21 protein-coding genes are annotated in these 20,997 nt (G+C 61.4%); 15 read left to right on the top strand and 6 right to left on the bottom strand.

The window, feature by feature from the left end:
* Positions 1-19: 19 nt before the first annotated feature.
* Positions 20-1,540, bottom strand: a complete 1,521-nt coding sequence (locus HX839_RS08920) for an aldehyde dehydrogenase family protein (protein WP_003219398.1) — start codon at positions 1,538-1,540, stop codon at positions 20-22.
* 286 nt (positions 1,541-1,826) lie between these two features.
* Here HX839_RS08920 and HX839_RS08915 point away from each other — a divergent pair, with 286 nt between their 5' ends.
* The 5 genes from HX839_RS08915 (at position 1,827) to HX839_RS08895 (ending at position 7,428) form a co-directional block, all read left to right on the top strand.
* On the top strand, positions 1,827-3,737 hold the full coding sequence (locus HX839_RS08915; RefSeq protein ID WP_177008860.1) for a sigma-54-dependent Fis family transcriptional regulator: 1,911 nt from the start codon (positions 1,827-1,829) through the stop codon (positions 3,735-3,737).
* A gap of 233 nt (positions 3,738-3,970) precedes the next feature.
* Complete coding sequence (locus HX839_RS08910; protein WP_256344699.1) at positions 3,971-4,957, top strand: hypothetical protein; 987 nt, start codon at positions 3,971-3,973, stop codon at positions 4,955-4,957.
* Between the two features lie 218 nt (positions 4,958-5,175).
* Positions 5,176-6,525: a UDP-N-acetylmuramate:L-alanyl-gamma-D-glutamyl-meso-diaminopimelate ligase gene (gene mpl, locus HX839_RS08905; RefSeq protein ID WP_003219401.1), complete on the top strand. Its 1,350-nt coding sequence runs from the start codon at positions 5,176-5,178 to the stop codon at positions 6,523-6,525.
* On the top strand, positions 6,522-7,151 hold the full coding sequence (gene ubiX, locus HX839_RS08900; protein WP_003219402.1) for a flavin prenyltransferase UbiX: 630 nt from the start codon (positions 6,522-6,524) through the stop codon (positions 7,149-7,151). Before mpl ends, ubiX begins: the two co-directional genes overlap by 4 nt.
* Positions 7,144-7,428: a YceK/YidQ family lipoprotein gene (locus tag HX839_RS08895; RefSeq protein WP_023659172.1), complete on the top strand. Its 285-nt coding sequence runs from the start codon at positions 7,144-7,146 to the stop codon at positions 7,426-7,428. Before ubiX ends, HX839_RS08895 begins: the two co-directional genes overlap by 8 nt.
* Before the next feature lie 148 nt (positions 7,429-7,576).
* On the opposite strand, the gene HX839_RS08890 is transcribed toward HX839_RS08895, so the two are convergent.
* The 3 genes from HX839_RS08890 to HX839_RS08880 all read right to left on the bottom strand — a co-directional run bounded on the left by HX839_RS08890 (position 7,577) and on the right by HX839_RS08880 (position 10,524).
* Positions 7,577-8,218 (bottom strand): oxidoreductase, encoded by a 642-nt coding sequence (locus HX839_RS08890; protein WP_003215421.1) that lies wholly within the window; start codon positions 8,216-8,218, stop codon positions 7,577-7,579.
* Positions 8,219-8,246: 28 nt separating this feature from the next.
* Positions 8,247-9,965: a C13 family peptidase gene (locus HX839_RS08885; protein ID WP_008436527.1), complete on the bottom strand. Its 1,719-nt coding sequence runs from the start codon at positions 9,963-9,965 to the stop codon at positions 8,247-8,249.
* A 103-nt stretch (positions 9,966-10,068) separates the two neighbouring features.
* Entirely contained in the window at positions 10,069-10,524 is a 456-nt protein-coding gene (locus HX839_RS08880; RefSeq protein ID WP_003215423.1) for a MaoC family dehydratase, read from the bottom strand.
* Positions 10,525-10,703: 179 nt separating this feature from the next.
* On the opposite strand from HX839_RS08880, the gene HX839_RS08875 reads away from it, so the two are divergent.
* The 4 genes from HX839_RS08875 to HX839_RS08860 all read left to right on the top strand — a co-directional run bounded on the left by HX839_RS08875 (position 10,704) and on the right by HX839_RS08860 (position 12,710).
* A complete protein-coding gene (locus HX839_RS08875; RefSeq protein WP_003215424.1) occupies positions 10,704-11,066 on the top strand; it encodes a CidA/LrgA family protein in 363 nt (120 codons plus the stop codon).
* Positions 11,063-11,779, top strand: a complete 717-nt coding sequence (locus HX839_RS08870; protein WP_003215425.1) for an LrgB family protein — start codon at positions 11,063-11,065, stop codon at positions 11,777-11,779. The genes HX839_RS08875 and HX839_RS08870 overlap by 4 nt, the downstream gene beginning before the upstream one ends.
* Before the next feature lie 21 nt (positions 11,780-11,800).
* Positions 11,801-12,391, top strand: coding sequence for an LON peptidase substrate-binding domain-containing protein (locus tag HX839_RS08865; RefSeq protein ID WP_003215426.1), 591 nt, complete (start codon positions 11,801-11,803; stop codon positions 12,389-12,391).
* A gap of 112 nt (positions 12,392-12,503) precedes the next feature.
* Positions 12,504-12,710: a hypothetical protein gene (locus tag HX839_RS08860; protein WP_003215427.1), complete on the top strand. Its 207-nt coding sequence runs from the start codon at positions 12,504-12,506 to the stop codon at positions 12,708-12,710.
* Here HX839_RS08860 and HX839_RS08855 read toward each other — a convergent pair.
* Both HX839_RS08855 and HX839_RS08850 read right to left on the bottom strand, forming a co-directional pair.
* Positions 12,707-14,023, bottom strand: a complete 1,317-nt coding sequence (locus HX839_RS08855; RefSeq protein WP_102369966.1) for a bifunctional DedA family/phosphatase PAP2 family protein — start codon at positions 14,021-14,023, stop codon at positions 12,707-12,709. The two genes, HX839_RS08860 and HX839_RS08855, sit on opposite strands and share 4 nt — an antisense overlap.
* 113 nt (positions 14,024-14,136) lie before the next feature.
* Complete coding sequence (locus tag HX839_RS08850) at positions 14,137-14,820, bottom strand: DNA-3-methyladenine glycosylase (protein WP_102369965.1); 684 nt, start codon at positions 14,818-14,820, stop codon at positions 14,137-14,139.
* A 176-nt stretch (positions 14,821-14,996) separates the two neighbouring features.
* On the opposite strand from HX839_RS08850, the gene HX839_RS08845 reads away from it, so the two are divergent.
* From HX839_RS08845 to rodA, 6 genes are all read left to right on the top strand, one after another.
* Positions 14,997-16,262 (top strand): glutamate-5-semialdehyde dehydrogenase, encoded by a 1,266-nt coding sequence (locus HX839_RS08845; RefSeq protein WP_003215430.1) that lies wholly within the window; start codon positions 14,997-14,999, stop codon positions 16,260-16,262.
* The gene (nadD, locus tag HX839_RS08840) at positions 16,262-16,906 is read left to right on the top strand and encodes a nicotinate-nucleotide adenylyltransferase (RefSeq protein ID WP_003215431.1); all 645 of its coding nucleotides are present in this window, start codon (positions 16,262-16,264) and stop codon (positions 16,904-16,906) included. Before HX839_RS08845 ends, nadD begins: the two co-directional genes overlap by 1 nt.
* A gap of 69 nt (positions 16,907-16,975) precedes the next feature.
* Positions 16,976-17,470 carry a ribosome silencing factor gene (gene rsfS / locus HX839_RS08835; protein ID WP_003215432.1) on the top strand — a complete coding sequence of 165 codons (495 nt, stop codon included), beginning with the start codon at positions 16,976-16,978 and terminating at the stop codon, positions 17,468-17,470.
* 9 nt (positions 17,471-17,479) lie between these two features.
* The gene (gene rlmH, locus HX839_RS08830; RefSeq protein WP_003185785.1) at positions 17,480-17,947 is read left to right on the top strand and encodes a 23S rRNA (pseudouridine(1915)-N(3))-methyltransferase RlmH; all 468 of its coding nucleotides are present in this window, start codon (positions 17,480-17,482) and stop codon (positions 17,945-17,947) included.
* A gap of 15 nt (positions 17,948-17,962) precedes the next feature.
* Positions 17,963-19,861, top strand: a complete 1,899-nt coding sequence (gene mrdA, locus HX839_RS08825) for a penicillin-binding protein 2 (protein ID WP_177066956.1) — start codon at positions 17,963-17,965, stop codon at positions 19,859-19,861.
* Positions 19,862-19,892: 31 nt separating this feature from the next.
* Positions 19,893-20,996: a rod shape-determining protein RodA gene (rodA, locus tag HX839_RS08820; RefSeq protein WP_050442794.1), complete on the top strand. Its 1,104-nt coding sequence runs from the start codon at positions 19,893-19,895 to the stop codon at positions 20,994-20,996.
* The last annotated feature ends 1 nt before the right edge of the window (position 20,997 follow it).

The following is a 20,997-nucleotide window of genomic DNA, read 5'->3' as shown; positions in this document are numbered from 1 at the left end:
TGTGGGAGCGGGTTGTCAGTTAGAAGAAGCCCAGCGGGTTGATGTCGTAGCTCACCAGCAGGTTTTTGGTCTGCTGATAGTGATCAAGCATCATCTTGTGAGTCTCACGGCCCACACCGGACTTCTTGTAACCACCGAACGCGGCATGCGCCGGGTACAGGTGGTAGCAGTTGGTCCATACACGCCCGGCCTTGATCGCCCGGCCCATGCGGTACGCGCGGTTGATGTCGCGGGTCCACAGGCCGGCACCCAGGCCGAACTCGGTGTCGTTGGCAATCGCCAGGGCTTCGGCTTCATCCTTGAACGTGGTGATGCTCACCACAGGGCCAAAGATTTCTTCCTGGAACACCCGCATCTTGTTGGTGCCCTTGAGCAGGGTTGGCTGGATGTAATAGCCGGTGGCCAGATCGCCGGTCAGCTTCTCGACCTTGCCACCAGTCAGCAGCTCGGCGCCTTCGCCCTTGGCGATTTCGAGGTAGGACAAAATCTTGTCGAACTGCTGCTCGGACGCCTGGGCGCCGACCATGGTGTCGGTGTCCAGCGGGTCGCCACGTTTGATCGACTCGACCTTTTTCATCACCACTTTCATGAAGTCGTCGTAGATCGACTCTTCCACCAGCGCGCGGGAAGGGCAGGTGCACACTTCGCCCTGGTTGAAGAACGCCAGCACCAAACCTTCGGCGGCCTTCTCGATGAATTGCGGTTCGGCTTTCATGATGTCGGCGAAGAAGATGTTCGGCGACTTGCCGCCCAGCTCAACGGTGGACGGAATGATGTTCTCGGCGGCCGCGTGCATGATGTGCGAGCCCACTGGCGTGGAGCCGGTGAAGGCAATCTTGGCGATGCGCTTGCTGGTGGCCAGGGCTTCGCCGGCTTCTTTGCCGTAGCCGTGCACCACGTTCAGTACGCCCGGCGGCAGCAGGTCGCCGATGAGTTCCATCAGCACGTTGATGCCCAGCGGGGTTTGCTCGGCAGGCTTGAGCACCACGCAGTTACCGGCGGCCAGGGCTGGCGCGAGTTTCCAGGCGGCCATCAGCAGCGGGAAGTTCCACGGGATGATCTGGCCGACCACGCCCAGCGGTTCGTGGAAGTGGTAAGCGGCGGTGTGTTCGTTGATCTCGGCGCTGCTGCCTTCCTGGGCGCGGATGCAGCCGGCGAAGTAGCGGAAGTGGTCCGCGGCCAGCGGGATGTCGGCGTTCAGGGTTTCGCGCACGGCCTTGCCGTTGTCCCAGGTTTCGGTGATGGCCAGCAGTTCGAGGTTCTGTTCGATGCGGTCGGCGATTTTCAGCAGTACCAGCGAGCGGTCCTGGGCCGAGGTCTTGCCCCAGGCGTCAGCGGCGGCGTGGGCGGCGTCCAGGGCCTTGTCGATATCCTTGGCGGTGGAGCGCGGGAATTCGGCGATGGGCTTGCCGTTGACCGGCGAGGTGTTGGTGAAATAGTTGCCATCGACCGGCGCGACAAACTCACCGCCGATGTAGTTGCCGTACTTGGCCTTGAACGAAACGATCGCGCCTTCAGTACCGGGGTGTGCGTAACGCATGGTGGGTATCTCCTGGCTTTTTGTGTTTATTGGAGGACGCACGGTTGTGCTTGTTAAAGCGTAGAGCAAAGGTCGGGCCAGTGCCTCGTAAAGCCTGTAAATCAAGGGTTTAGAGGTTGTTGCAAACCGTTGCTGTGGCAAGCTTGGTACAGCCTGGGTGACAGTTTGTGCCATAAGCGGTACAGCCTGTGACCGGTGGGTCTGCCCGGGATTGCAATGGTCGGGAGGCTGGAGGATGCTGGGCACTCGCGCGCGGTGTACTTCACGCAGGGAGAATAATAAGAACATGCAAAACGATCATTTCAGTCGCCATGCCCAACAAGTCCTGACGGTCACCCGTGGGCAGGACCCGCTGCATGGCCCCGGCAGCGATCCGTCCATCGCCCGCTCCTGGCTGCGTTGTCTTGAGGACTATCACCTCGACCCCGCACTGACCATCGCGCCCACGGTGCTCGAACATGGCCGCCTGCTGGAAAGCCGCGAACGCCTGCAACAAGTGCTGAGCATCGCCGGCAATGAAATGAACAGCCTGCATCAACAGCTCTCCGGCGCCGGCCATGCGGTGCTGCTGACCGACGCCCGCGGGGTGATCCTCAACTGCGTCACCGCCCCCAGCGAGCGCAAGATCTTCGAGGGTGCCGGGCTGTGGCTGGGTGCCGATTGGAGCGAGGCCTGCGAAGGCACCAACGGCATCGGCACCTGCCTGGTGGAGCGCCAGTCCCTGACGATTCATCGCGATGAACACTTTCGTGGCCGACATACCGGCCTGACCTGCTCGGCCAGCCCGGTGTTCGACCCTCATGGCGAACTGCTGGCGGTGCTGGATGTGTCTTCGGCCCGGGAGGCTGTGTCGCGCCAGAGCCAGTTCCACACCATGGCGCTGGTCAATCTTTCGGCGAAGATGATCGAGAGCTGTTACTTCCTGCGCCATTTTGAGCACCACTGGTTGCTGCGCTTTCATTTGCAGGCCGAGTCTGTGGGCCTTTTCAGCGAAGGGCTGCTGGCGTTCGATGGTGAAGGGCGCATTTGTGCGGTTAACCAGAGTGCGTTGAACCTGCTCGGGCAAATCCGTGGCGGGTTGTTGGGGCAGCCGGTCGAGGCGTTTTTCGATTGTTCGCTCGATGAGTTACTCGGGCGTGCCAGCGCGAACGCCAGCGCCAGTTGGCCCCTGCGTACCCGCGATGGCCGTGGCTTGTTCGCGGTGTTGCGCGGCCAGCCACGCAGCGTACCGGTGCCGGTGGCCCACGCCTTGCCGGAGCGGCCGCGATTGCCGGGCATTTGCCTTGGAGACGCGGCGCTGCAAAACGATTTCCGCAGAGCCTTGCGGGTGTTCGAGCGTGATGTGCCTTTGCTGATCCAGGGGGAAACCGGGTCTGGTAAAGAGGCGTTTGCCAAGGCCGTGCACCATGCAAGCCTGCGCGCAGATAAAGCCTTTGTGGCCCTCAACTGCGCAGCCATCCCGGAAAGCCTCATCGAAAGCGAGCTGTTCGGTTATCGCGGCGGCAGTTTTACCGGCGCCCGCAAGGAAGGCATGCGCGGCAAGCTGCAGCAGGCGGATGGTGGCACGTTGTTTCTGGATGAAATCGGCGATATGCCGCTGGCTTTGCAAACCCGGCTATTAAGGGTGCTTGAAGACCGCTTGGTAGTGCCCATCGGCGGTGAACCGCAAGCGGTGGACGTCAGAATTATCAGCGCTACCCACCGTAATCTGCTTGATCGGGTGCAGGACGGTAGTTTTCGTGAAGACCTGTATTACCGGCTCAATGGCCTGGAAGTGGCCTTGCCGCCGTTGCGCGAGCGCAGTGACAAATTGCAGCTGCTGGACTTCCTGCTGGCCGAAGAAGCGGGAGATCAGGCGGTGCAGCTTGACGGCGAGGCCCGCCAGGCCCTGTTGGCGTTCGCGTGGCCGGGCAACGTGCGGCAGTTGCGCACGGTGTTGCGCACCCTCGCCGCACTGTGTGAGGACGGGCGGGTGAGGCTTGATGACCTGCCTGCACAGATTCGTGCCGTGCAAACCGTTCCGGTGGCGGTGAGTGAACCGGCAAACTCATTGCTGGATGCTGCCGAGCGCCAGGCATTGCTGGCAACATTGGTGCAGCAACGCTGGCATATGACGCACGTGGCGACCGTGCTTGGAGTCAGTAGAAATACGCTTTATAGAAAGTTACGTAAGTATGGTATAGCGCGTCAGGTTTAATGATGACGTTACCTGTTCTGGCTGTGAGTGATCAATCTGTGTCGTGGGTGACTGTGCGTTAAGTAATAGGAGTCGCACCGTATTAATGTTTTGTCATGTATTTTTGTGCGTAGGTGACTGTCTTCTGGAACGTTCATTATCTGTTTAGTTACTAAGTTTGCGGTTATCGATTTTCTCGATAACTCGCTGATAGCGCTTATGGGTAAATAGTAACAACAAGTGAGATAATAACCATGAACATTTTTAGATCTCGGTCCAACACGGTCAATCTACCTCCAGTGAATACACCACCGGCCCCGCGCAATGGCGGTGTAACGCCTCCGATAGTACGTCCCGGTGGCCAGGGCAGCTCCCCTCCAATAGCTCCCCAACCTAAAACCCGGTTAGGGAAAAATCCGGCCACAGACACCTCCACAACGCTACCCAAGCCCGAGAAACCCAATAATTTTCAAACGCTGACACAACAAAAATTGTTGAACCAAGGGTCTGCCAACCGGCCGTTCAAGCCTCAGGCCAGCGCAGATCCTAAAGATTTGGCACAGGTGACTCAAAACCTGATGGTTGCTGATCGCCTGGTCAAGGCCGGGGTGTTCAATACCTCGCCCCAGGCGGCAACGGTAGCCCGTGACGCCTTTGTCAGTGCGGGTATAAGCGGATTGGTCAGCGCTCCCCTGAGTATTGGTACCTACGCAGGCTCGGTTTGGTCGGGCGAGAAAATCAAGGCGCAGTTTACAAACAATACGCCACTGCTCCCTCCGGCTCACCAGCCGGCTCCAAGCACGCAGGTGCCTGCCGCGAAAACCGACGGGACAACATCGGTCGTCGCCACGCAGGACACCGACACGGGTGCCACGACCGCGCGCTTGGGCCTGGCCGAGTTGCGCATGGAAGTCATTGCCAACAATATTATGGCAATGCGTCAAGGAACGAATGCTCCGGCACTTAAAATGAGCGACTCCTCGTCGCGTACGCCAAGCGAGCGCCTGGAAACGCTTGAGGCCTTGTATAAAACTGCGGAGGAACAGCTTAAAAAACTGGCGGACGAAAACGACATGGTATTCCGGCCTTACATTGCCACTCCCGCAGACGGCACCGATGACAAAGGCCGTCTGGATGTTATTGATAAAAAATTCGACGCATTAAACAAGTTCATAGGGAAGTTGTTGCACATGGGAACGCTGTCATTACCGGCAGAGTCTGCCGAAACAAAAGTCGTGTGACATAACCCCGCGTAAACTTTCGAGTCATGGATGATGCTCAGTCAAACTGGCGATGGGTCCGATGCCATGCATGCATCCTGTGGCACCGGACTTATCGAATATTCCCCTACGCTCTGACAAACAATGGCGGCTACCCCCCAAGGCCTGCGTGCTACAGCTAAAGAGTGCGATTTTCCCTTCCCTGCGCTAACCTGCCTCGATGTTTTACGAGGTCGACTATGCACATTCATATTCTCGGTATTTGCGGTACGTTCATGGGCTCCATGGCGGTGCTCGCCAAAGAACTGGGCCATCATGTTACTGGCTCCGATGCCAACGTTTACCCACCCATGAGCACGCAACTGCAGGCCCAGGGCATTGAGCTGACCCAAGGTTATGACCCGGCGCAATTCGACCCGGTCCCGGACCTTGTCGTGATCGGCAATGCCATGGTGCGCGGTAACCCGGCAGTCGAATATGTACTGAATAAAGGTTTGCCGTACGTGTCTGGCCCGCAATGGCTGGCCGACCATGTGTTGCAAGGCCGTTGGGTACTCGCCGTTGCCGGTACCCATGGCAAGACCACCACGAGCAGCATGCTGGCCTGGGTGCTGGAGCATGCGGGCATGAGTCCGGGCTTCCTGATTGGTGGCGTGCCGCAGAATTTCTCGGTGTCGGCGCGCCTCGGCGACACCCCGTTTTTTGTCATCGAAGCCGATGAGTACGACAGCGCGTTCTTCGACAAACGCTCCAAGTTCGTTCACTACCGCCCGCGTACGGCGATCCTGAACAACCTGGAGTTCGATCACGCGGACATCTTCCCTGATCTGGCGGCCATCGAGCGGCAGTTCCACCACTTGGTGCGCACCATTCCCAGCGAAGGCCTGGTGATTCACCCCACCACCGAACCTGCCCTGCAGCGAGTTATCGAGATGGGCTGCTGGACCCCGGTACAAACCACCGGTGCTGGCGGCCAATGGCAGGTCAAGCTGCTGAGCGAAGATGGCTCCAAATTTGAAGTACTGTTCGAAGGCGTCGCCCAAGGCATCGTCGATTGGGACATGACCGGCCAGCACAACGTCGCCAATGCCTTGGTCACCCTGGCGGCTGCGCGGCATGTCGGCGTGGTGCCGTCCATGGGCATTGCGGCCTTGAGCGCGTTCAAAAGCGTCAAGCGCCGGATGGAAAAGGTCGCCGAAGTGAATGGGATTACCATCTATGACGACTTTGCCCACCACCCGACGGCCATCGCCACTACCCTGGATGGCTTGCGCAAGCGTGTGGGTGATGCCCAGGTGATCGCGATTATCGAGCCGCGCTCCAACTCCATGAAGCTGGGCGCCCACCGTGATGGTTTGCCGGAAAGCGTCAACGATGCCGACCAGGTTGTGTGGTACGCGCCGGCCAACCTCGGTTGGGACCTGCCTGCCATCGCCGCGTTGTGCACGGTGCCGTCGATTTGCCGCGACTCACTGGAAGGCATCATCGAGCACGTGAAACACCAGGCCAGGCCCGGCACTCACGTGGTGATCATGAGCAACGGCGGCTTTGGCGGCCTGCATGGCAAACTCGCCGAGGCCCTGAAGTGAGCGGCCCGGAACGCGTCACCCTGGCGATGACCGGTGCGTCCGGCGCGCCCTATGGCTTGCGCCTGCTGGACTGCCTGGTGCGCGAAGACCGCGAGGTGCACTTCCTGATCTCCAAGGCCGCGCAACTGGTGCTGGCCACCGAGACCGATGTGGCGTTGCCGCCCAAAGTGCAGATGATGCAGGCCTTCCTCACCGAGTACACCGGTGCGGCGGCGGGGCAGATCAAGGTCTATGGCAAGGAAGACTGGATGTCACCGGTGGCGTCGGGCTCCGGTGCGCCGGCCGCGATGGTGGTGGTGCCGTGTTCCACCGGGACCCTGTCGGCGATTGCCACGGGCGCCTGCAACAACCTGATCGAGCGTGCGGCGGACGTGACCTTGAAGGAGCGTCGCCAGTTGATTCTGGTGCCGCGCGAAGCGCCGTATTCGAGCATCCATCTGGAGCACATGCTCAAGCTGTCGAACATGGGCGTGACTATCTTGCCGGCGTCGCCGGGCTTCTATCACCAGCCGCAGACCATCGATGACCTGGTGGACTTTGTGGTGGCGCGGATTCTCAACCTGCTGAACATTCCCCAGGACATGCTGCCGCGCTGGGGCGAGCACCATTTGAGCAGTGATGAATAAACTATTGATGGTGCTGCTGGCGCTGCAACTGACCGGGTGTGCGACTGCGCGAACCCTGGACGCAGCCCAGCCCGGCGCGCCGGTGGTGTATGCCGGCACGCGGCTGGACATGTATGCGATTCAGGGCGGGTGCTGCGCGATGGACCGTTTTGGGGCCGAGGCGCCGAGCTATCCCCATGTCGACCTGCCGGCCAGTGCCTTGCTCGACACGCTGCTGTTGCCGCTGTCGGTGCTGACGGTGCTGGGGGTTGGGTTTAACGCGACGGGCGGGCTGTAGTACTTAATCCCAGTATTAACAGAAATCCAATGTGGGAGCGGGCTTGCTCGCGAATGCGGTGGATCAGTCACTGTATCATTGACTGATCCACCGCATTCGCGAGCAAGCCCGCTCCCACATTTTGATTGTGTTCGGCCTGGAATACGGGTTACTTGCCGAGCTTGCGCAGCTCGTCCGACTCTATAACCCGCACCCCATCCTGCTCTTCCAGCGCCAGTCGCCACATCGCCCGCGCCAGTTCGCACACTTCAATGCCGTGGTACTTGCCCGGAATCAGCCGCGACAATGGCCCGGCCAGTTGCTCGGCCAGCCGCGGTTCCAATCGCTCACCCAACAACAGCGAAGGTCGGACGATGGTCAACTGCGGCCAATCCTGGGCTTTCAACGCCTGTTCCATCTCGCCCTTGACGCGGTTGTAGAAGATCGAGGATTTCGGGTCAGCACCGATTGCGCTGATCACGATCAGGTGCCGCGCCCCCATTTCCCGGGCGCGCTTGGCAAAGGCCACGACCATGTCCAGGTCGACGGCGCGGAACGCTTCTTCGGAGCCGGCCTGCTTGATGGTGGTGCCCAGGCAGCAGAAGGCGATGTCCACCTGGCCGCTCAGTTGCGGCAGGAATACTGCCGGGTCGCCCACCGGGTTTTCCAGGTGTGGATGCTCGGCCAGAGGCTTGCGGCTGGGTGCCAGCACGCGGGTCACGGTCGGCTCGTTGAGCAGGCGGTCCAGCAGGTGCTCCCCGGTCAGGCCGGAGGCTCCGGCGAGCAAGATATGCTGAGGCGTCAGGTACATGATGTTTCCCCCTTGATACAGATTCAGCTTAGTTGCTCTTGGCTTCCTTGCTATTCATTGAGACGCTTTCGAGCGCCTTTCGTGCCTGCTGTTTGCGTAATAATTGCCAATGGGCGATTACGCCTTTAGGGGCCCAGATCTGCGGTTCGGAGGCTTCGAAGTTGTCCGCCTGTTCGCGTTCGGCGACGTGGGTCTGTGCCAGCTTGAAGGCTTGCTGCAAGTCGTCGGTCTGGTTGAAGGCCTGGGCGAAGAGGGCGTCACCGAAGTAGGTGAAGTCGGCCTCTTCGGAGCAGCCGAACGACACACGATCGGCGCGCGAGGCGGTCATGATCAGGGTGTGTTCGTCCTTCAGGGCCGGGATGAACCCGCCGGAGTAGCAGGCCGAAATCACGATGATCTTGTCGCGGTTCTTCAGCGGTGCCAGCACGGCGGCCAGCTCATCGGCCGGCAGGTCGGCCAGCTCCATGCGCGGCTGGTCGAGCACCAGTTCGTGCTCGTGAGTGCCGTGGCTGGTCAGGTAGATAAACACCAGGTCTTGCGGGCCACTGCGTTCGGCCAGGGTCTGGACTGCGCGGCGCAGGCTTTCGCGAGTGGCCATCGGGCGGTCGGCAATATGGTCGCGATGGTTCACCAGGCGGATCTGGCCGTAGGCGCCGAAGCGCGTGGCGAGCATGTTGCTGACGTAGTCGGCTTCGCGCAGGAACACGCTTTGTTTGCCGTCGCCGGCCACCACCAGGGTGTACAGCTCCACCCCCGATTTGGACGCGGGCACGGCGGCGAGGGCGGCATCCAGCAAGTGGCCCTGGGCAAACAGGCCGATTTCCAGCGGGTCAGGCAACAATTTGCCCTCGGCGTCGCGCACGCGCATGCCGTTGACCCAGGTGCCGGCCTGCACGGTGCCGTCGGTGAGCACCAAAGTGCCACGACCTTGATAGCTGTCGCTGTCGAAGCCGCCAATATAGAAGCTGCCGTCGGTGAGGTTCAGGCGGCCTGTGCCTGTGAAGCGCCAGTCGACGAACTGGCCGACGTAGTGGCTGCCATCGACGCCGATCAGTTCGCCCTTGCCGCTGAGGGCGCCTTCCTTGAATTCGCCGATCCATACGTCGCCGTCGGCGTTTTCGTAGCGGCCCTTGCCGTTGAGCTGGTTTTGTTTGAAATGGCCGATGTACATGTCGCCGTCGGCGCTGTTGAAGGTGCCGTTGCCCTCCAGCTGGCCATCGACGAAGCGGCCGCTGAACTGGTTGCCGCTGTCGTCGTTGCGCTGGCCTTCGCCGTTGGGCTTGCCGTGGGCGAACTGGCCCTGGTACTGGCTGCCGTCGGCCAGCTCGAGGCGGCCGAGGCCGGAATACTGGTCGTCCTTGAATTCGCCGCGATAGGTCATCTGCCCCTCTTTGAGGGTGCCTTCGCCGTTGCGCTTGCCTTGTTTGAAACCGCCGACGTAGCTGTTGCCCGACGTGGTCAGGCTGCCCTGGCCGTCGAACAGGCCCTGCTGGAACTGGCCTTTATAGACCTCGCCGTTGCTGCCATGCCATTCGCCCTGGCCGTGCCACTGGCCTTTATCGAACTGGCCCGCGTACCAGCTGCCATTGGGGTAATCCACCCGGCCCTGGCCTTGCAGCAAGCCATTGACCACATCGCCACGGTAACGACCGCCATCGGGCAGCCGCGCATCGGGCGGCAACAGCGATTCGCCGTCGCCGCACGCGGTGAGCAACAGGACAAGAGCAAGGGGAGCGAGTGGGCGCATAGCGGGATCCGGATAATTGAGCGCCGAGTATGCCGCAGCTGCGAGATCTATACATAAATTTACATGAATTGTGGTGAGCGGACGGGCTCACCACAGCCAGGCTTCAGACGAAGCAGAGTGACAACGATTCTGCAATGTAGGCCGGTTTTTCCTGGCCATCGATTTCCAGGGTGCAGGTGGCTTTAAGCAACCATTGCCCAGGTTTTTTCTCGGTGGCGTCGGTCAGGGTCACGGCCAGGCGCACCCTGGAGTCGACCTTCACGGGCTGGATGAAGCGCACGCTGTCCAGGCCATAGTTGACCGCCATCTTCAGGCCTTCGGGCATGATCAGGATGTCTTCGATCAGCTTGGGTATCAGCGACAGCGACAGGAAACCGTGGGCGATGGTGCCGCCAAACGGGGTCTGGGCGGCTTTCACCGGGTCGACGTGGATGAACTGAAAATCGCCGGTGGCTTCCGCGAACAGGTTGATACGTTCCTGGTCGATGGTGAGCCATGCAGAACGTCCCAGTTCCTTGCCGACATATTCTTTGAGTTGCGCTACGGGTACTGAGGGCATTGCGACTCTCCTTCTTTGCTCGGTTGGCTTCATCGTTTTTGTAGTTTTGGACAGGTCCAGAGAACCAATGTAGATCATCACGGGCACTTGGCCCGGTCAACCCACCATGCTTTTGGCGAATGCCGCTCCATAGAGGCAGCGTGCTTATAATGCCGACACGCTTTGGGGGGGAAGAACGGATGCTGTTACGCGGTCTGACATGGCTGGTGCTGTTTCAATTACTCGGCACGGCGATCAATCATTTGTTTGTCCCGGTGCTGCCGGGGCCGATTATCGGGCTGCTGCTGATGCTGGCCTTCCTGGTGTGGCGCGGCGAAGTCGGTGAACCCCTGAGCCTGGCGGCCAGCAGTCTGCTGCGTTATTTGCCATTGCTGCTGGTGCCGCCTGCGGTCGGCGTGATGGTGTATGCCAAGGACATCGCCGCCGACTTCTGGGCCATCGTCGGCGCGCTGGTGTTGTCGCTGGTGATCGCCATGGGCTTTGTCGGCGTGCTGATGCAGAAACTGGTCAAGCGCCAGGCGCAGCGGGAGGACGGCCAATGACACTGGACTGGCAGGGCGCCTGGGCGGCCGTGATTCATCACCCGTTGTTCGGCATCGGCATCACCCTCGGCGCCTATCAACTGGTGCTGGCCGGTTTCGAGAAAACCCGCTGGATTTTCCTGCAACCGGTGTTGGTGTCGATGCTGTTGGTGATCGGCGTGTTGCTCGGCTGTGGCCTGACGTACGTCGAGTACCGCAAGAGCACCGAGATCATGAGCATCCTGCTGGGCCCGGCGACGGTAGCCCTGGCGGTGCCGCTTTACCTGAATCTGCGACGAATTCGCCAATTGTTCTGGCCGATTTTTACTACGCTGGTGGTGGGAGGCGTATTGGCCACCGGCCTGTGCGTGCTGTTGGGCTGGTGGTTTGGCGCCGAACACATGATGCTGATGACCATGGCACCCAAGTCCGTGACCTCACCGATTGCGATGCTGGTGGCCGAGCAGATCGGCGGCGTGGCGGCACTGGCGGCGGTGTTCGTGCTGATCACCGGGGTGATCGGCGCGATGATCGGTCCGGCGTATCTGTCACGGCTGGGCGTGCACAGCCCCGAAGCGCGCGGTATGGCGCTGGGCATGACCGCTCACGCCGTAGGTACGTCGGTGGCCTTGCAGGAAAGCGAAGAGACCGGCGCCTTTGCGGCGCTGGCCATGAGTCTGATGGGCGTGGCCACGGCGGTGTTCCTGCCGTTGGCCGTGTCGCTGGTTATTTAAGTCGGGTTTAAGGAAACCTTTATGAGTCTGGCGCTTTTCCCGCTCAATACCGTGCTGTTTCCCGGGTGCACCCTCGACCTGCAGCTGTTCGAGGCGCGTTACCTGGACATGATCAGCCGCTGCATGAAAAAGGGCGAAAGCTTTGGCGTGGTGTGCATCCTCGACGGCAAGGAAGTGGGGCTGGCGCCGGATGGCTATGCGTTGATTGGCTGCGAGGCGCTGATCCGCGACTTCAAGCAGCAGGACAATGGCCTGCTGGGGATTCGGGTCGAGGGTGGCCGGCGTTTCCGCGTGCGTGATGCCGGTGTGCAGAAGGACCAGTTGCTGGTGGCCGAGGTGCAATGGCTGCACGAGCATCCCGAGCAACCGCTGGAAGAGGAAGACGCTGACTTGCTGGCGTTGCTTCATGCCCTGGCCGAGCATCCGATGGTGGCGTCCCTGGATATGGGCACCCACGCCGATGGACAGCAAGCCCTGGGCAATCAGTTGGCCTATCTGCTGCCCTTTACCGAGGCCGACAAGATCGACCTGTTGCAACTCGATGACCCGCAACAGCGCCTGGACGCGATCCAGTTGCTGCTGGATGAGTTGCAGGGCGAGTTGTTCACCTGACCCGCGAGTGTCACTCGGACTTGTCCTTCCCGGTCTTCAGATTTTCCGTGGTTGTCCTGATCCCGTTGCCTGAAATAGTTGGCAGTCACGTAACGATGACCAGGGGGAAAGGATGATTCGGCTTTCGCAATCGGAGCAAGTCGTGTGGGATGCGTTTTTTATGGCCGTCACCACGCAAATTCTTCATATGAACGACGGTCGCGGCGCGGAGTACATCGCCGAACGCGCCGCGGAGATGGCTGACGAAATGCTTCTGGAGCGGCGCGAGCGCAGCGTCGAACGCCGCGCTGCACCCCTGGATTGGCTGGGGCCTGCCTAGTAGGCATACCTCAGCAGCGCGTGGGAAGTGCCGGTAAACGCAATGAACCCGAGCACCGCGCCACACACCGGCAGGATCAGCCACCAGACTTTCGGCGGCATCGGTGGCAACAGGCTGCGGTGCTGGCTTAACGTCAGGCTGAAGGCGCACACCGTCATTGCCAGCAGGGTGCCGGCCAGGATGTCCGTCGGCCAGTGTGCACCCAGGTACACCCGGGAAATCGCGATGGTGGCGGCGGGAATGCAGCCAAGCACCAGCCAGGTCAGGCGCAGTCGTGTCGGTTGACCGCGACCGGCAAGCACTGCCAAGGCCAGGAAGAATGCAAACGAGCCGGACGCATGGCCGCTGGGCATGCTGAAGCTGGTGAGCGGGTCGGTCAGCACTTCGGGGCGCATCCGCGCAAAAAACAGCTTGGTCCCGGTATTGATCAGCGCCGCGCCCAGCAGGGTGGCGCCGACAAAGATTGCCTGGCGCCATTGCCGCGCCACCACCAGCAGGCCGGTCAGCACCGCGCTGGCGACAAACATCTTCTTGAACTCGCCGAGCTGGGTCACCATCACCATCGCCCGGTCGATCGCCGGGCCGCGGTGTTCCTGCACCAGTGCCATCAAGCCCTGGTCAAAGTCGTTGAGGTAGGGATAGCCGATAAACAACGCGATCAACAGTGTGCCGCCAATGCAGCCAATCCATAGGGTGGCGCGCCGATGGCCACGCAGGCTGCTGTTGAGGCTTACGCCGATCAACACTGCGAGACAGGCGGCGACAATCCCGGCCTCCGGCCAGAAGCCTTCGGGCAATGGCAGGCGGAAGGCCGCGCCGGTGGCCCAGCCCGGCAATAGATACGCCACCGACCAGCCTGCGCCGGCCAGCAGGCTCACGGCGGCAAAACGCGGGAAGGGCATGTCGCACATGCCCGCAACCATCGGCAACATCGGCCGCAGCGGGCCAATGAAGCGGCCTACCAACAGGCTGGCGATGCCGTACTTCTGGAAGTAAGCCTCGGCGCCGCTCATCCATTCCGGGTGATGCCGCAGGCCGGGAAGGCGCCGGATGTTCTGGTGGAAATGGCGACCGAGGAAGTAGGAAACAACATCGCCCAACACGCCGCCGAGGAAGCCCAGCAACAGGGTTTCTCCCAGGGACAGTGCGCCGCTGCCGGCCAGGGCGGCGATGGCAAACAGCAATACCGTGCCAGGTACGATCAGGCCGGCAATGGCCAGGCACTCCACGCACGCCACGATAAACACCGCCACGGCCAGCCATTGCGGGTTCAGGGTCAGCCAGCCGGTAATGCTATCGAGCCATGGGCCCATACAATCAACTCCCTTTTGTAGATCGTCCTTGTGGGAGCCCGGCTTGCCGGCGATGGCGTCCTTGAGTCCGCTATCGCCGGGCAAGCCGGGCTCCTACAGGTTTATGTATGTTTTCAAATCAAAAAATAGTCGCGGCCTTCGACCTGGCCCCGGCGCAGCGGGTTCCGTGTGCAATACGGCGCATAACCGGCATCGACGAAGCGGTACATCAGGTGTTCATCGCGCCCACCGGGAATGCCCAGGCGGGTGGTCTGGATGATCTGCGCTGGCGCCAGCCCTACGTCTTCCACGTAGAGCAGTTCCTGGTCAAAGCGCTTGGCGTCCCACATCGGCACCTTCAAACCCAGCGCCTTGCACAGCAAGGTCTGGCCGGCGCACAGCTTTTGCGAGGGCCGTGGCCTGCCGCTGGCGTCCGGGTTATTCAGCAGCATCTGCGCCAGGCTGGCCGGGCCGGAGACTTCGTCGACCCACGGATAGGCTGATTTGATCAGCACCGCATTGCCCGGACCGTGGGCGCTGAAGTTCAGCGAATCACCGCCGCGGGCGTAGTACATATAGATGTGCCCGCCATCCAGAAACAAAGCCTTACGCTTTTCTGTGTAGCCCAAGGACGCGTGGCTGCCTTTTTCGGCGAGGTAATACGCTTCGGTTTCGATAATTCGTGCCGACAGCCACAAATCACCAACACGATGGCGAATGACTTTTCCGAGCAATTCGCGCGCGAGCAGTTGCGCGTCACGGTCGAAAAAGCCGTCGGGCAGGGCGTTGGCGGGGATCAGCGGCGAGAAACTGGACATGGCGATCAAAGGTAATACGGCTAAATGTGACAGGATGATAACAACTCCAGCCTTAATTCCCGCTGAACGTCGGGTTTTTACAGTTCATTTCGACCATCCGCCCCTCACCGCTGTCCGTAGGACGGCGTCACAGCTATAATCTGCCGCTTTCCTCTTTGCCAAGACCCCACCAGACCATGACTGAGTCCGTTCTTGACTACATGACCCGCCTGGGTCGCGCTGCCCGTCAGGCCTCGCGGTTGATCGCCCGTGCGAGCACTGCGCAGAAGAACCGCGCCTTGCTGGCAGCCGCCGACGCTCTGGATGCTTCGCGCTCCGAGCTGAGCGCCGCCAATGAACAGGATTTGGCCAACGGTCGCGCCAATGGCCTGGAGCCTGCATTGCTGGATCGCCTGGCGCTGACGCCGGCGCGCATCGACGACATGATCGAAGGCTTGCGTCAGGTGGCCAAGCTGCCTGACCCCATCGGTGAAATCCGCGACATGCGCTACCTGCCCTCCGGCATTCAAGTCGGCAAGATGCGCGTGCCCCTGGGCGTGATCGGCATCATCTATGAGTCGCGCCCGAACGTGACCATCGACGCCGCAAGCCTGTGCCTCAAGTCGGGCAATGCCACCATCCTGCGGGGCGGTTCCGAGGCCATCAATTCCAACCGTGCCATCGCTGCGTGCATTCAGCAGGGCCTGGCCGTGGCCGAACTGCCGGCCGAAGTGGTGCAAGTGGTCGAGACCACTGACCGCGCTGCCGTTGGTGCGCTTATCACCATGCCTGAGTTCGTCGACGTGATCGTGCCACGGGGTGGCAAGAGCCTGATCGAACGCGTGAGCCGTGATGCCAAGGTGCCAGTTATCAAGCACCTGGACGGCGTCTGCCACGTGTTCATCGACATCGCCGCCGACCTCGACAAGGCGATCCGCATTGCCGACAACGCCAAGACTCACCGCTACGCCCCGTGCAACACCATGGAAACCCTGCTGGTGCACGTCGGCATTGCCGATCGCGTGCTGCCGCCGCTGGCTGCCATCTACCGCGACAAGGGCGTTGAACTGCGTGGTTGCGAGCGTACCCGGGCGATCCTCGGCAGCGACGTGATCGAGGCCACCGAGCAGGACTGGTACACCGAATACACGGCGCCGATCCTGTCGATCCGCATCGTCGACGACCTGGACCAGGCCATCGAGCACATCAATCAATACGGCTCCAAGCACACCGACGCCATTGTCACCGAGCATTTCAGTGATGCCCGGCGTTTCCTCAACGAAGTGGATTCCGCTTCGGTGATGGTCAACGCCTCGACGCGTTTTGCCGACGGTTTCGAGTATGGCCTGGGGGCGGAGATCGGTATCTCCACCGACAAGCTCCACGCACGCGGCCCGGTTGGCCTGGAAGGGCTGACCAGCGAGAAGTACGTGGTGTTCGGTGACGGTCATGTGCGCACTTGATGGGTAAACGCATCGGGCTGCTCGGCGGCACCTTCGACCCCGTGCACATCGGCCATTTGCGCAGTGCACTGGAAGTCGCGGACGCCCTCGGGCTGGATGAACTGCGCCTGGCACCGAATGCCCGGCCGCCCCATCGCGATACGCCGCAGGTGTCTGCGCAGCAGCGCCTGGAGATGGTCCGCCTTGCTGTGGCCGGCATTGCACCGCTGGTGGTGGACGACCGCGAACTCAAGCGCGACAAACCGTCCTACACTGTCGACACCCTGGAACTGATGCGGGCCGAGTTGGCCGCGGATGACCAGTTATTTCTACTTTTGGGCTGGGACGCGTTTTGCGGCCTGCCCACTTGGCACCGCTGGGAAGAGTTGCTCCAGCATTGCCACATCCTGGTGCTGCAACGCCCGGATGCCGACGCAGAATCGCCGGATGCCTTGCGCAACCTGCTGGCGGCGCGGTCGGTAAGTGACCCTTTGGCCCTGACCGGGCCGAGCGGGAATATTGCATTCGTCTGGCAAACCCCGCTTGCGGTGTCTGCCACCCAGATCCGTCAACTGCTGGCCAGCGGGAAGTCGGTACGTTTCCTGGTGCCTGACGCGGTCCTGGCCTACATCGATGCGCACGGGCTTTACCGTGCGTCGAACTGAAAAGGCGCGCTTGAACGCACGAACAGTCGTGCAGCGAGCGCCCGAACATACGAGCAAAACGAGTTTTATATGACGAACAAAGACGTAAGCAAAGTTAAGCGCAAAGGCACGTTCAAGAGCGCTCCTCTGCCAGTAGAAGCCCACACCGGCCCTGAGCTGGCCGGCGAAGAGCTGGTGAAGGTTGCCGTGGCTGCCCTGGAAGACGTGAAGGCCCAGGACATCCAGGTCCTGGACGTGCGCGACAAGCAGAGCATCACCGACTTCATGATCATCGCCACCGGTACCTCCAACCGCCAGATCGGCGCGATGCTGGACAAGGTTCGCGAAGCGGTCAAAGCCCAGGGCGTCAAGCCATTGGGTGAAGAAGGCAAGGGCGACAGCGACTGGGTACTGCTGGACATGGACGACGTGATCGTTCACATGATGACCAGCAACGCCCGTCAGTTCTACGACCTGGAGCGTCTGTGGAAAGGCGCCGAGCAGAGCCGTGCCGCCGATGGCAAGCACCACAGCCCTGAAGTCGGCCACGCGCACTTCGACAAGCTCAACAAAGACCAGGAATAAGGAACGGCTGTGCGCCTGCGTCTGATCGCTGTCGGTTCACGCATGCCCAAGTGGGTGGAAGAAGGCTGGCATGAATATGCCAAGCGCCTGCCATCCGAATTGGCGCTGGAACTGGTGGAAATACCGCTCAATACCCGGGGCAAGAACGCCGACGTGGCCCGCTTTATCCGTCAGGAAGGCGAAGCCATGCTGGCCAAGGTCGGGCCCAACGAGCGGATCGTGACCCTCGAAGTGCACGGCAAGCCCTGGAGCACCGAGCAGTTGGCGGTGGAACTGGATCGCTGGCGCCTGGATTCGCGCACGGTCAACTTCATGGTCGGCGGCCCCGAGGGGCTGGCGCCGGAAGTGTGCGCGCGGGCGGACCAGCGCTGGTCGCTGTCGCCCCTGACACTGCCGCACCCGCTGGTAAGAATCCTGATCGGTGAACAGCTGTATCGCGCCTGGACAGTTCTGTCCGGGCACCCTTACCACAAATAATCTGCGCCCTGCCTGATGACCCAGCCGATCCGCATCAAGGACCACGAGAAAGACGCACGTCTTGTACGCGCGCGGGTGGTGTTTGGCGCGATTTTGGTGGTGGCATTGCTGGGGGTGCTGATTGCGCGCCTGTATTTCCTGCAGGTGATCCAGTACGACTATCACTCCACATTGTCGGAAAACAACCGGGTGCACGTGCAGCCGATTCCGCCGACCCGTGGGCTGATTTTCGACCGCAATGGCGTGGTGGTCGCGGATAACCGGCCCAGCTTCAGCCTGAGCATGACTCGCGAACGTTCCGGCGACTGGCAGCAGATCCTTGATGTGATCGTCGAGGTGCTGCAACTGACGCCGGAAGACCGGGTGATCTTCGAGAAACGCATGAAGCAGGGGCGCCGGCCGTTTGAGCCGGTGCCGATCCTGTTCGAGCTGACCGAAGAGCAGATCGCCCGGATCGCGGTGAACCAGTTCCGTCTACCGGGTGTGGAAGTGGTGGCGCAGTTGGTGCGGCACTACCCGCAAGGGGCGCACTTTGCGCATTCGGTCGGCTACATGGGCCGGATCAACGAGAAAGAGCTGAAGACCCTCGACCCGGTCAACTACAGCGGCACCCACCATATCGGCAAGACCGGCATCGAGCGTTTCTACGAGCCGGAACTGCACGGCCAGGTGGGTTACGAGGAAGTCGAGACCAACGCCCGTGGCCGCGTGCTGCGGGTGCTCAAGCGTACCGACCCGGTGCCCGGCAAGGACATCGTGCTGAGCCTGGACATTAAGTTGCAGGAAGCGGCGGAGATGGCCCTGGGCGGGCGTCGGGGTGCCGTGGTGGCACTGGATCCGAGCACTGGCGAAGTGCTGGCGATGGTTAGCCAGCCAAGTTTTGACCCCAACCTGTTTGTCACCGGGATCAGCTTCAAGGCCTACGCCGAGCTGCGTGATTCCATCGACCGGCCGCTGTTCAACCGCGTATTGCGCGGCCTGTATCCGCCGGGCTCGACCATCAAGCCGGCGGTAGCGATTGCCGGCCTGGACTCGGGCGTGGTCACGGCATCGAGCCGGGTGTTCGACCCCGGCTACTACATGCTGCCCAACTACGATCACAAATACCGTAACTGGAACCGCACCGGCGACGGTTATGTCGACCTGGATACGGCGATCATGCGTTCCAACGACACCTACTTCTATGACCTAGCCCACAAGCTCGGTATTGATCGGCTGTCGGCCTACATGGGCAAGTTCGGCCTTGGTCAGAAAGTCTCCCTGGACATGTTCGAAGAATCCCCGGGCCTGATGCCGTCTCGCGAGTGGAAGCGTGCGACCCGGCGCCAGGCGTGGTTCCCGGGCGAAACCCTGATCCTGGGGATCGGCCAGGGCTACATGCAGGCCACGCCGCTGCAACTGGCTCAGGCCACCGCGCTGGTGGCCAACAGGGGTGTGTGGAACCGTCCGCACCTGGCCAAGACCATCGAGGGCGAACGCCCGGTGGACGAAAACCCGATTCCCGACATTGTGCTGCGCGACCCGTCCGACTGGACCAAGGTCAACCACGGCATGCAGCAAGTGATGCACGGCGCCCGGGGTACCGCGCGTAAAGCGGCAGCCGGCGCGCAATACCGGATTGCCGGCAAGAGCGGTACGGCCCAGGTGGTCGCGATCAAGCAGGGCGAGAAATACGACCGCTCCAAGGTTCAGGAACGCCACCGTGACCACGCCTTGTTCGTCGGCTTTGCCCCGGCCGACAACCCGAAGATCGTCGTGGCGGTGATGGTCGAGAACGGTGAATCCGGTTCCGGCGTAGCAGCGCCTGTGGTGCGTCAGATCATGGATGCCTGGCTGTTGACCGAAGACGGCAAGCTCAAGCCCGAATATGGCGGCACCCCATCCAGTGTGGAGGCTACGGCCCTTGAAGAGTAATTTTGACCGCATCCTCTCCAGCGAGGATGTGATGCGCCGCCGCGCCACTTTGCTGCAGCGCATGCACATTGATGGCCCGTTGCTGATCCTGCTGCTGACCCTGGCCGCCGGCAGCCTGTTCGTGTTGTATTCGGCCAGTGGCAAGAACTGGGACTTGCTGATCAAACAGGCGTCGTCGTTTGGCCTTGGCCTGTTGTCGATGGTGGTGATCGCCCAGCTGGAGCCGCGCTTCATGGCGCGCTGGGTGCCGCTGGGGTATGTCGCCGGCGTGTTGCTGCTGGTGGTGGTGGATGTCATGGGTCACAACGCCATGGGCGCGACGCGCTGGATCAACATCCCGGGGGTGATTCGCTTCCAGCCGTCGGAATTCATGAAGATCCTGATGCCGGCGACCATCGCCTGGTACCTGTCAAAACGCACACTGCCGCCCCAGCTCAAGCACGTGGGCATCAGCCTGATATTGATCGGCGTGCCGTTCATCCTGATCGTGCGCCAGCCCGACCTCGGCACCTCGCTGCTGATCCTGGCGGGCGGCGCGTTCGTGCTGTTCATGGGGGGGCTGCGCTGGCGCTGGATCCTCAGCGTGCTGGCCGCGGCCGTGCCGGTGGCCGTGGCCATGTGGTTCTTCTTCATGCACGACTACCAGAAGCAGCGAATCCTCACGTTCCTCGACCCGGAGAGCGATCCGCTGGGCACCGGCTGGAACATCATCCAGTCCAAGGCGGCCATCGGTTCCGGCGGCGTATTCGGCAAGGGCTGGCTGCTGGGCACCCAGTCGCACCTGGACTTTTTGCCGGAAAGCCACACCGACTTCATTATCGCGGTGATGGGCGAGGAGTTCGGCCTGGTGGGCATCTGCGCACTGTTGCTGATTTACTTGCTGCTGATCGGGCGCGGCCTGGTGATTACTGCCCAGGCGCAAACCCTGTTTGGTAAATTGCTCGCCGGCAGCCTCACCATGACGTTTTTTGTTTACGTTTTCGTCAACATCGGTATGGTCAGTGGCCTGTTGCCGGTGGTTGGGGTGCCGTTGCCGTTCATTAGCTACGGCGGAACTTCGCTGGTGACATTGCTGTCAGCGTTTGGGGTTTTGATGTCGATCCATACCCATCGTAAGTGGATCGCACAGGTTTGAA

The sequence above is a fragment of the Pseudomonas sp. I8001 genome (assembly GCF_013385345.1).
Classification (GTDB): Bacteria; Pseudomonadota; Gammaproteobacteria; order Pseudomonadales; family Pseudomonadaceae; genus Aquipseudomonas.
This window is presented reverse-complemented; position numbering and strand designations above follow the sequence as displayed.

Coding starts and splice junctions, on each gene's coding strand:
- HX839_RS08920 (WP_003219398.1), bottom strand. CDS start 1,540: ATGCGTTACGCACACCCCGGTACTGAAGGCGCGATCGTTTCGTTCAAG.
- HX839_RS08915 (WP_177008860.1), top strand. CDS start 1,827: ATGCAAAACGATCATTTCAGTCGCCATGCCCAACAAGTCCTGACGGTC.
- HX839_RS08910 (WP_256344699.1), top strand. CDS start 3,971: ATGAACATTTTTAGATCTCGGTCCAACACGGTCAATCTACCTCCAGTG.
- mpl (WP_003219401.1), top strand. CDS start 5,176: ATGCACATTCATATTCTCGGTATTTGCGGTACGTTCATGGGCTCCATG.
- HX839_RS08895 (WP_023659172.1), top strand. CDS start 7,144: ATGAATAAACTATTGATGGTGCTGCTGGCGCTGCAACTGACCGGGTGT.
- HX839_RS08890 (WP_003215421.1), bottom strand. CDS start 8,218: ATGTACCTGACGCCTCAGCATATCTTGCTCGCCGGAGCCTCCGGCCTG.
- HX839_RS08885 (WP_008436527.1), bottom strand. CDS start 9,965: ATGCGCCCACTCGCTCCCCTTGCTCTTGTCCTGTTGCTCACCGCGTGC.
- HX839_RS08880 (WP_003215423.1), bottom strand. CDS start 10,524: ATGCCCTCAGTACCCGTAGCGCAACTCAAAGAATATGTCGGCAAGGAA.
- HX839_RS08875 (WP_003215424.1), top strand. CDS start 10,704: ATGCTGTTACGCGGTCTGACATGGCTGGTGCTGTTTCAATTACTCGGC.
- HX839_RS08870 (WP_003215425.1), top strand. CDS start 11,063: ATGACACTGGACTGGCAGGGCGCCTGGGCGGCCGTGATTCATCACCCG.
- HX839_RS08865 (WP_003215426.1), top strand. CDS start 11,801: ATGAGTCTGGCGCTTTTCCCGCTCAATACCGTGCTGTTTCCCGGGTGC.
- HX839_RS08860 (WP_003215427.1), top strand. CDS start 12,504: ATGATTCGGCTTTCGCAATCGGAGCAAGTCGTGTGGGATGCGTTTTTT.
- HX839_RS08855 (WP_102369966.1), bottom strand. CDS start 14,023: ATGGGCCCATGGCTCGATAGCATTACCGGCTGGCTGACCCTGAACCCG.
- HX839_RS08850 (WP_102369965.1), bottom strand. CDS start 14,820: ATGTCCAGTTTCTCGCCGCTGATCCCCGCCAACGCCCTGCCCGACGGC.
- HX839_RS08845 (WP_003215430.1), top strand. CDS start 14,997: ATGACTGAGTCCGTTCTTGACTACATGACCCGCCTGGGTCGCGCTGCC.
- nadD (WP_003215431.1), top strand. CDS start 16,262: ATGGGTAAACGCATCGGGCTGCTCGGCGGCACCTTCGACCCCGTGCAC.
- rsfS (WP_003215432.1), top strand. CDS start 16,976: ATGACGAACAAAGACGTAAGCAAAGTTAAGCGCAAAGGCACGTTCAAG.
- mrdA (WP_177066956.1), top strand. CDS start 17,963: ATGACCCAGCCGATCCGCATCAAGGACCACGAGAAAGACGCACGTCTT.
- rodA (WP_050442794.1), top strand. CDS start 19,893: ATGCGCCGCCGCGCCACTTTGCTGCAGCGCATGCACATTGATGGCCCG.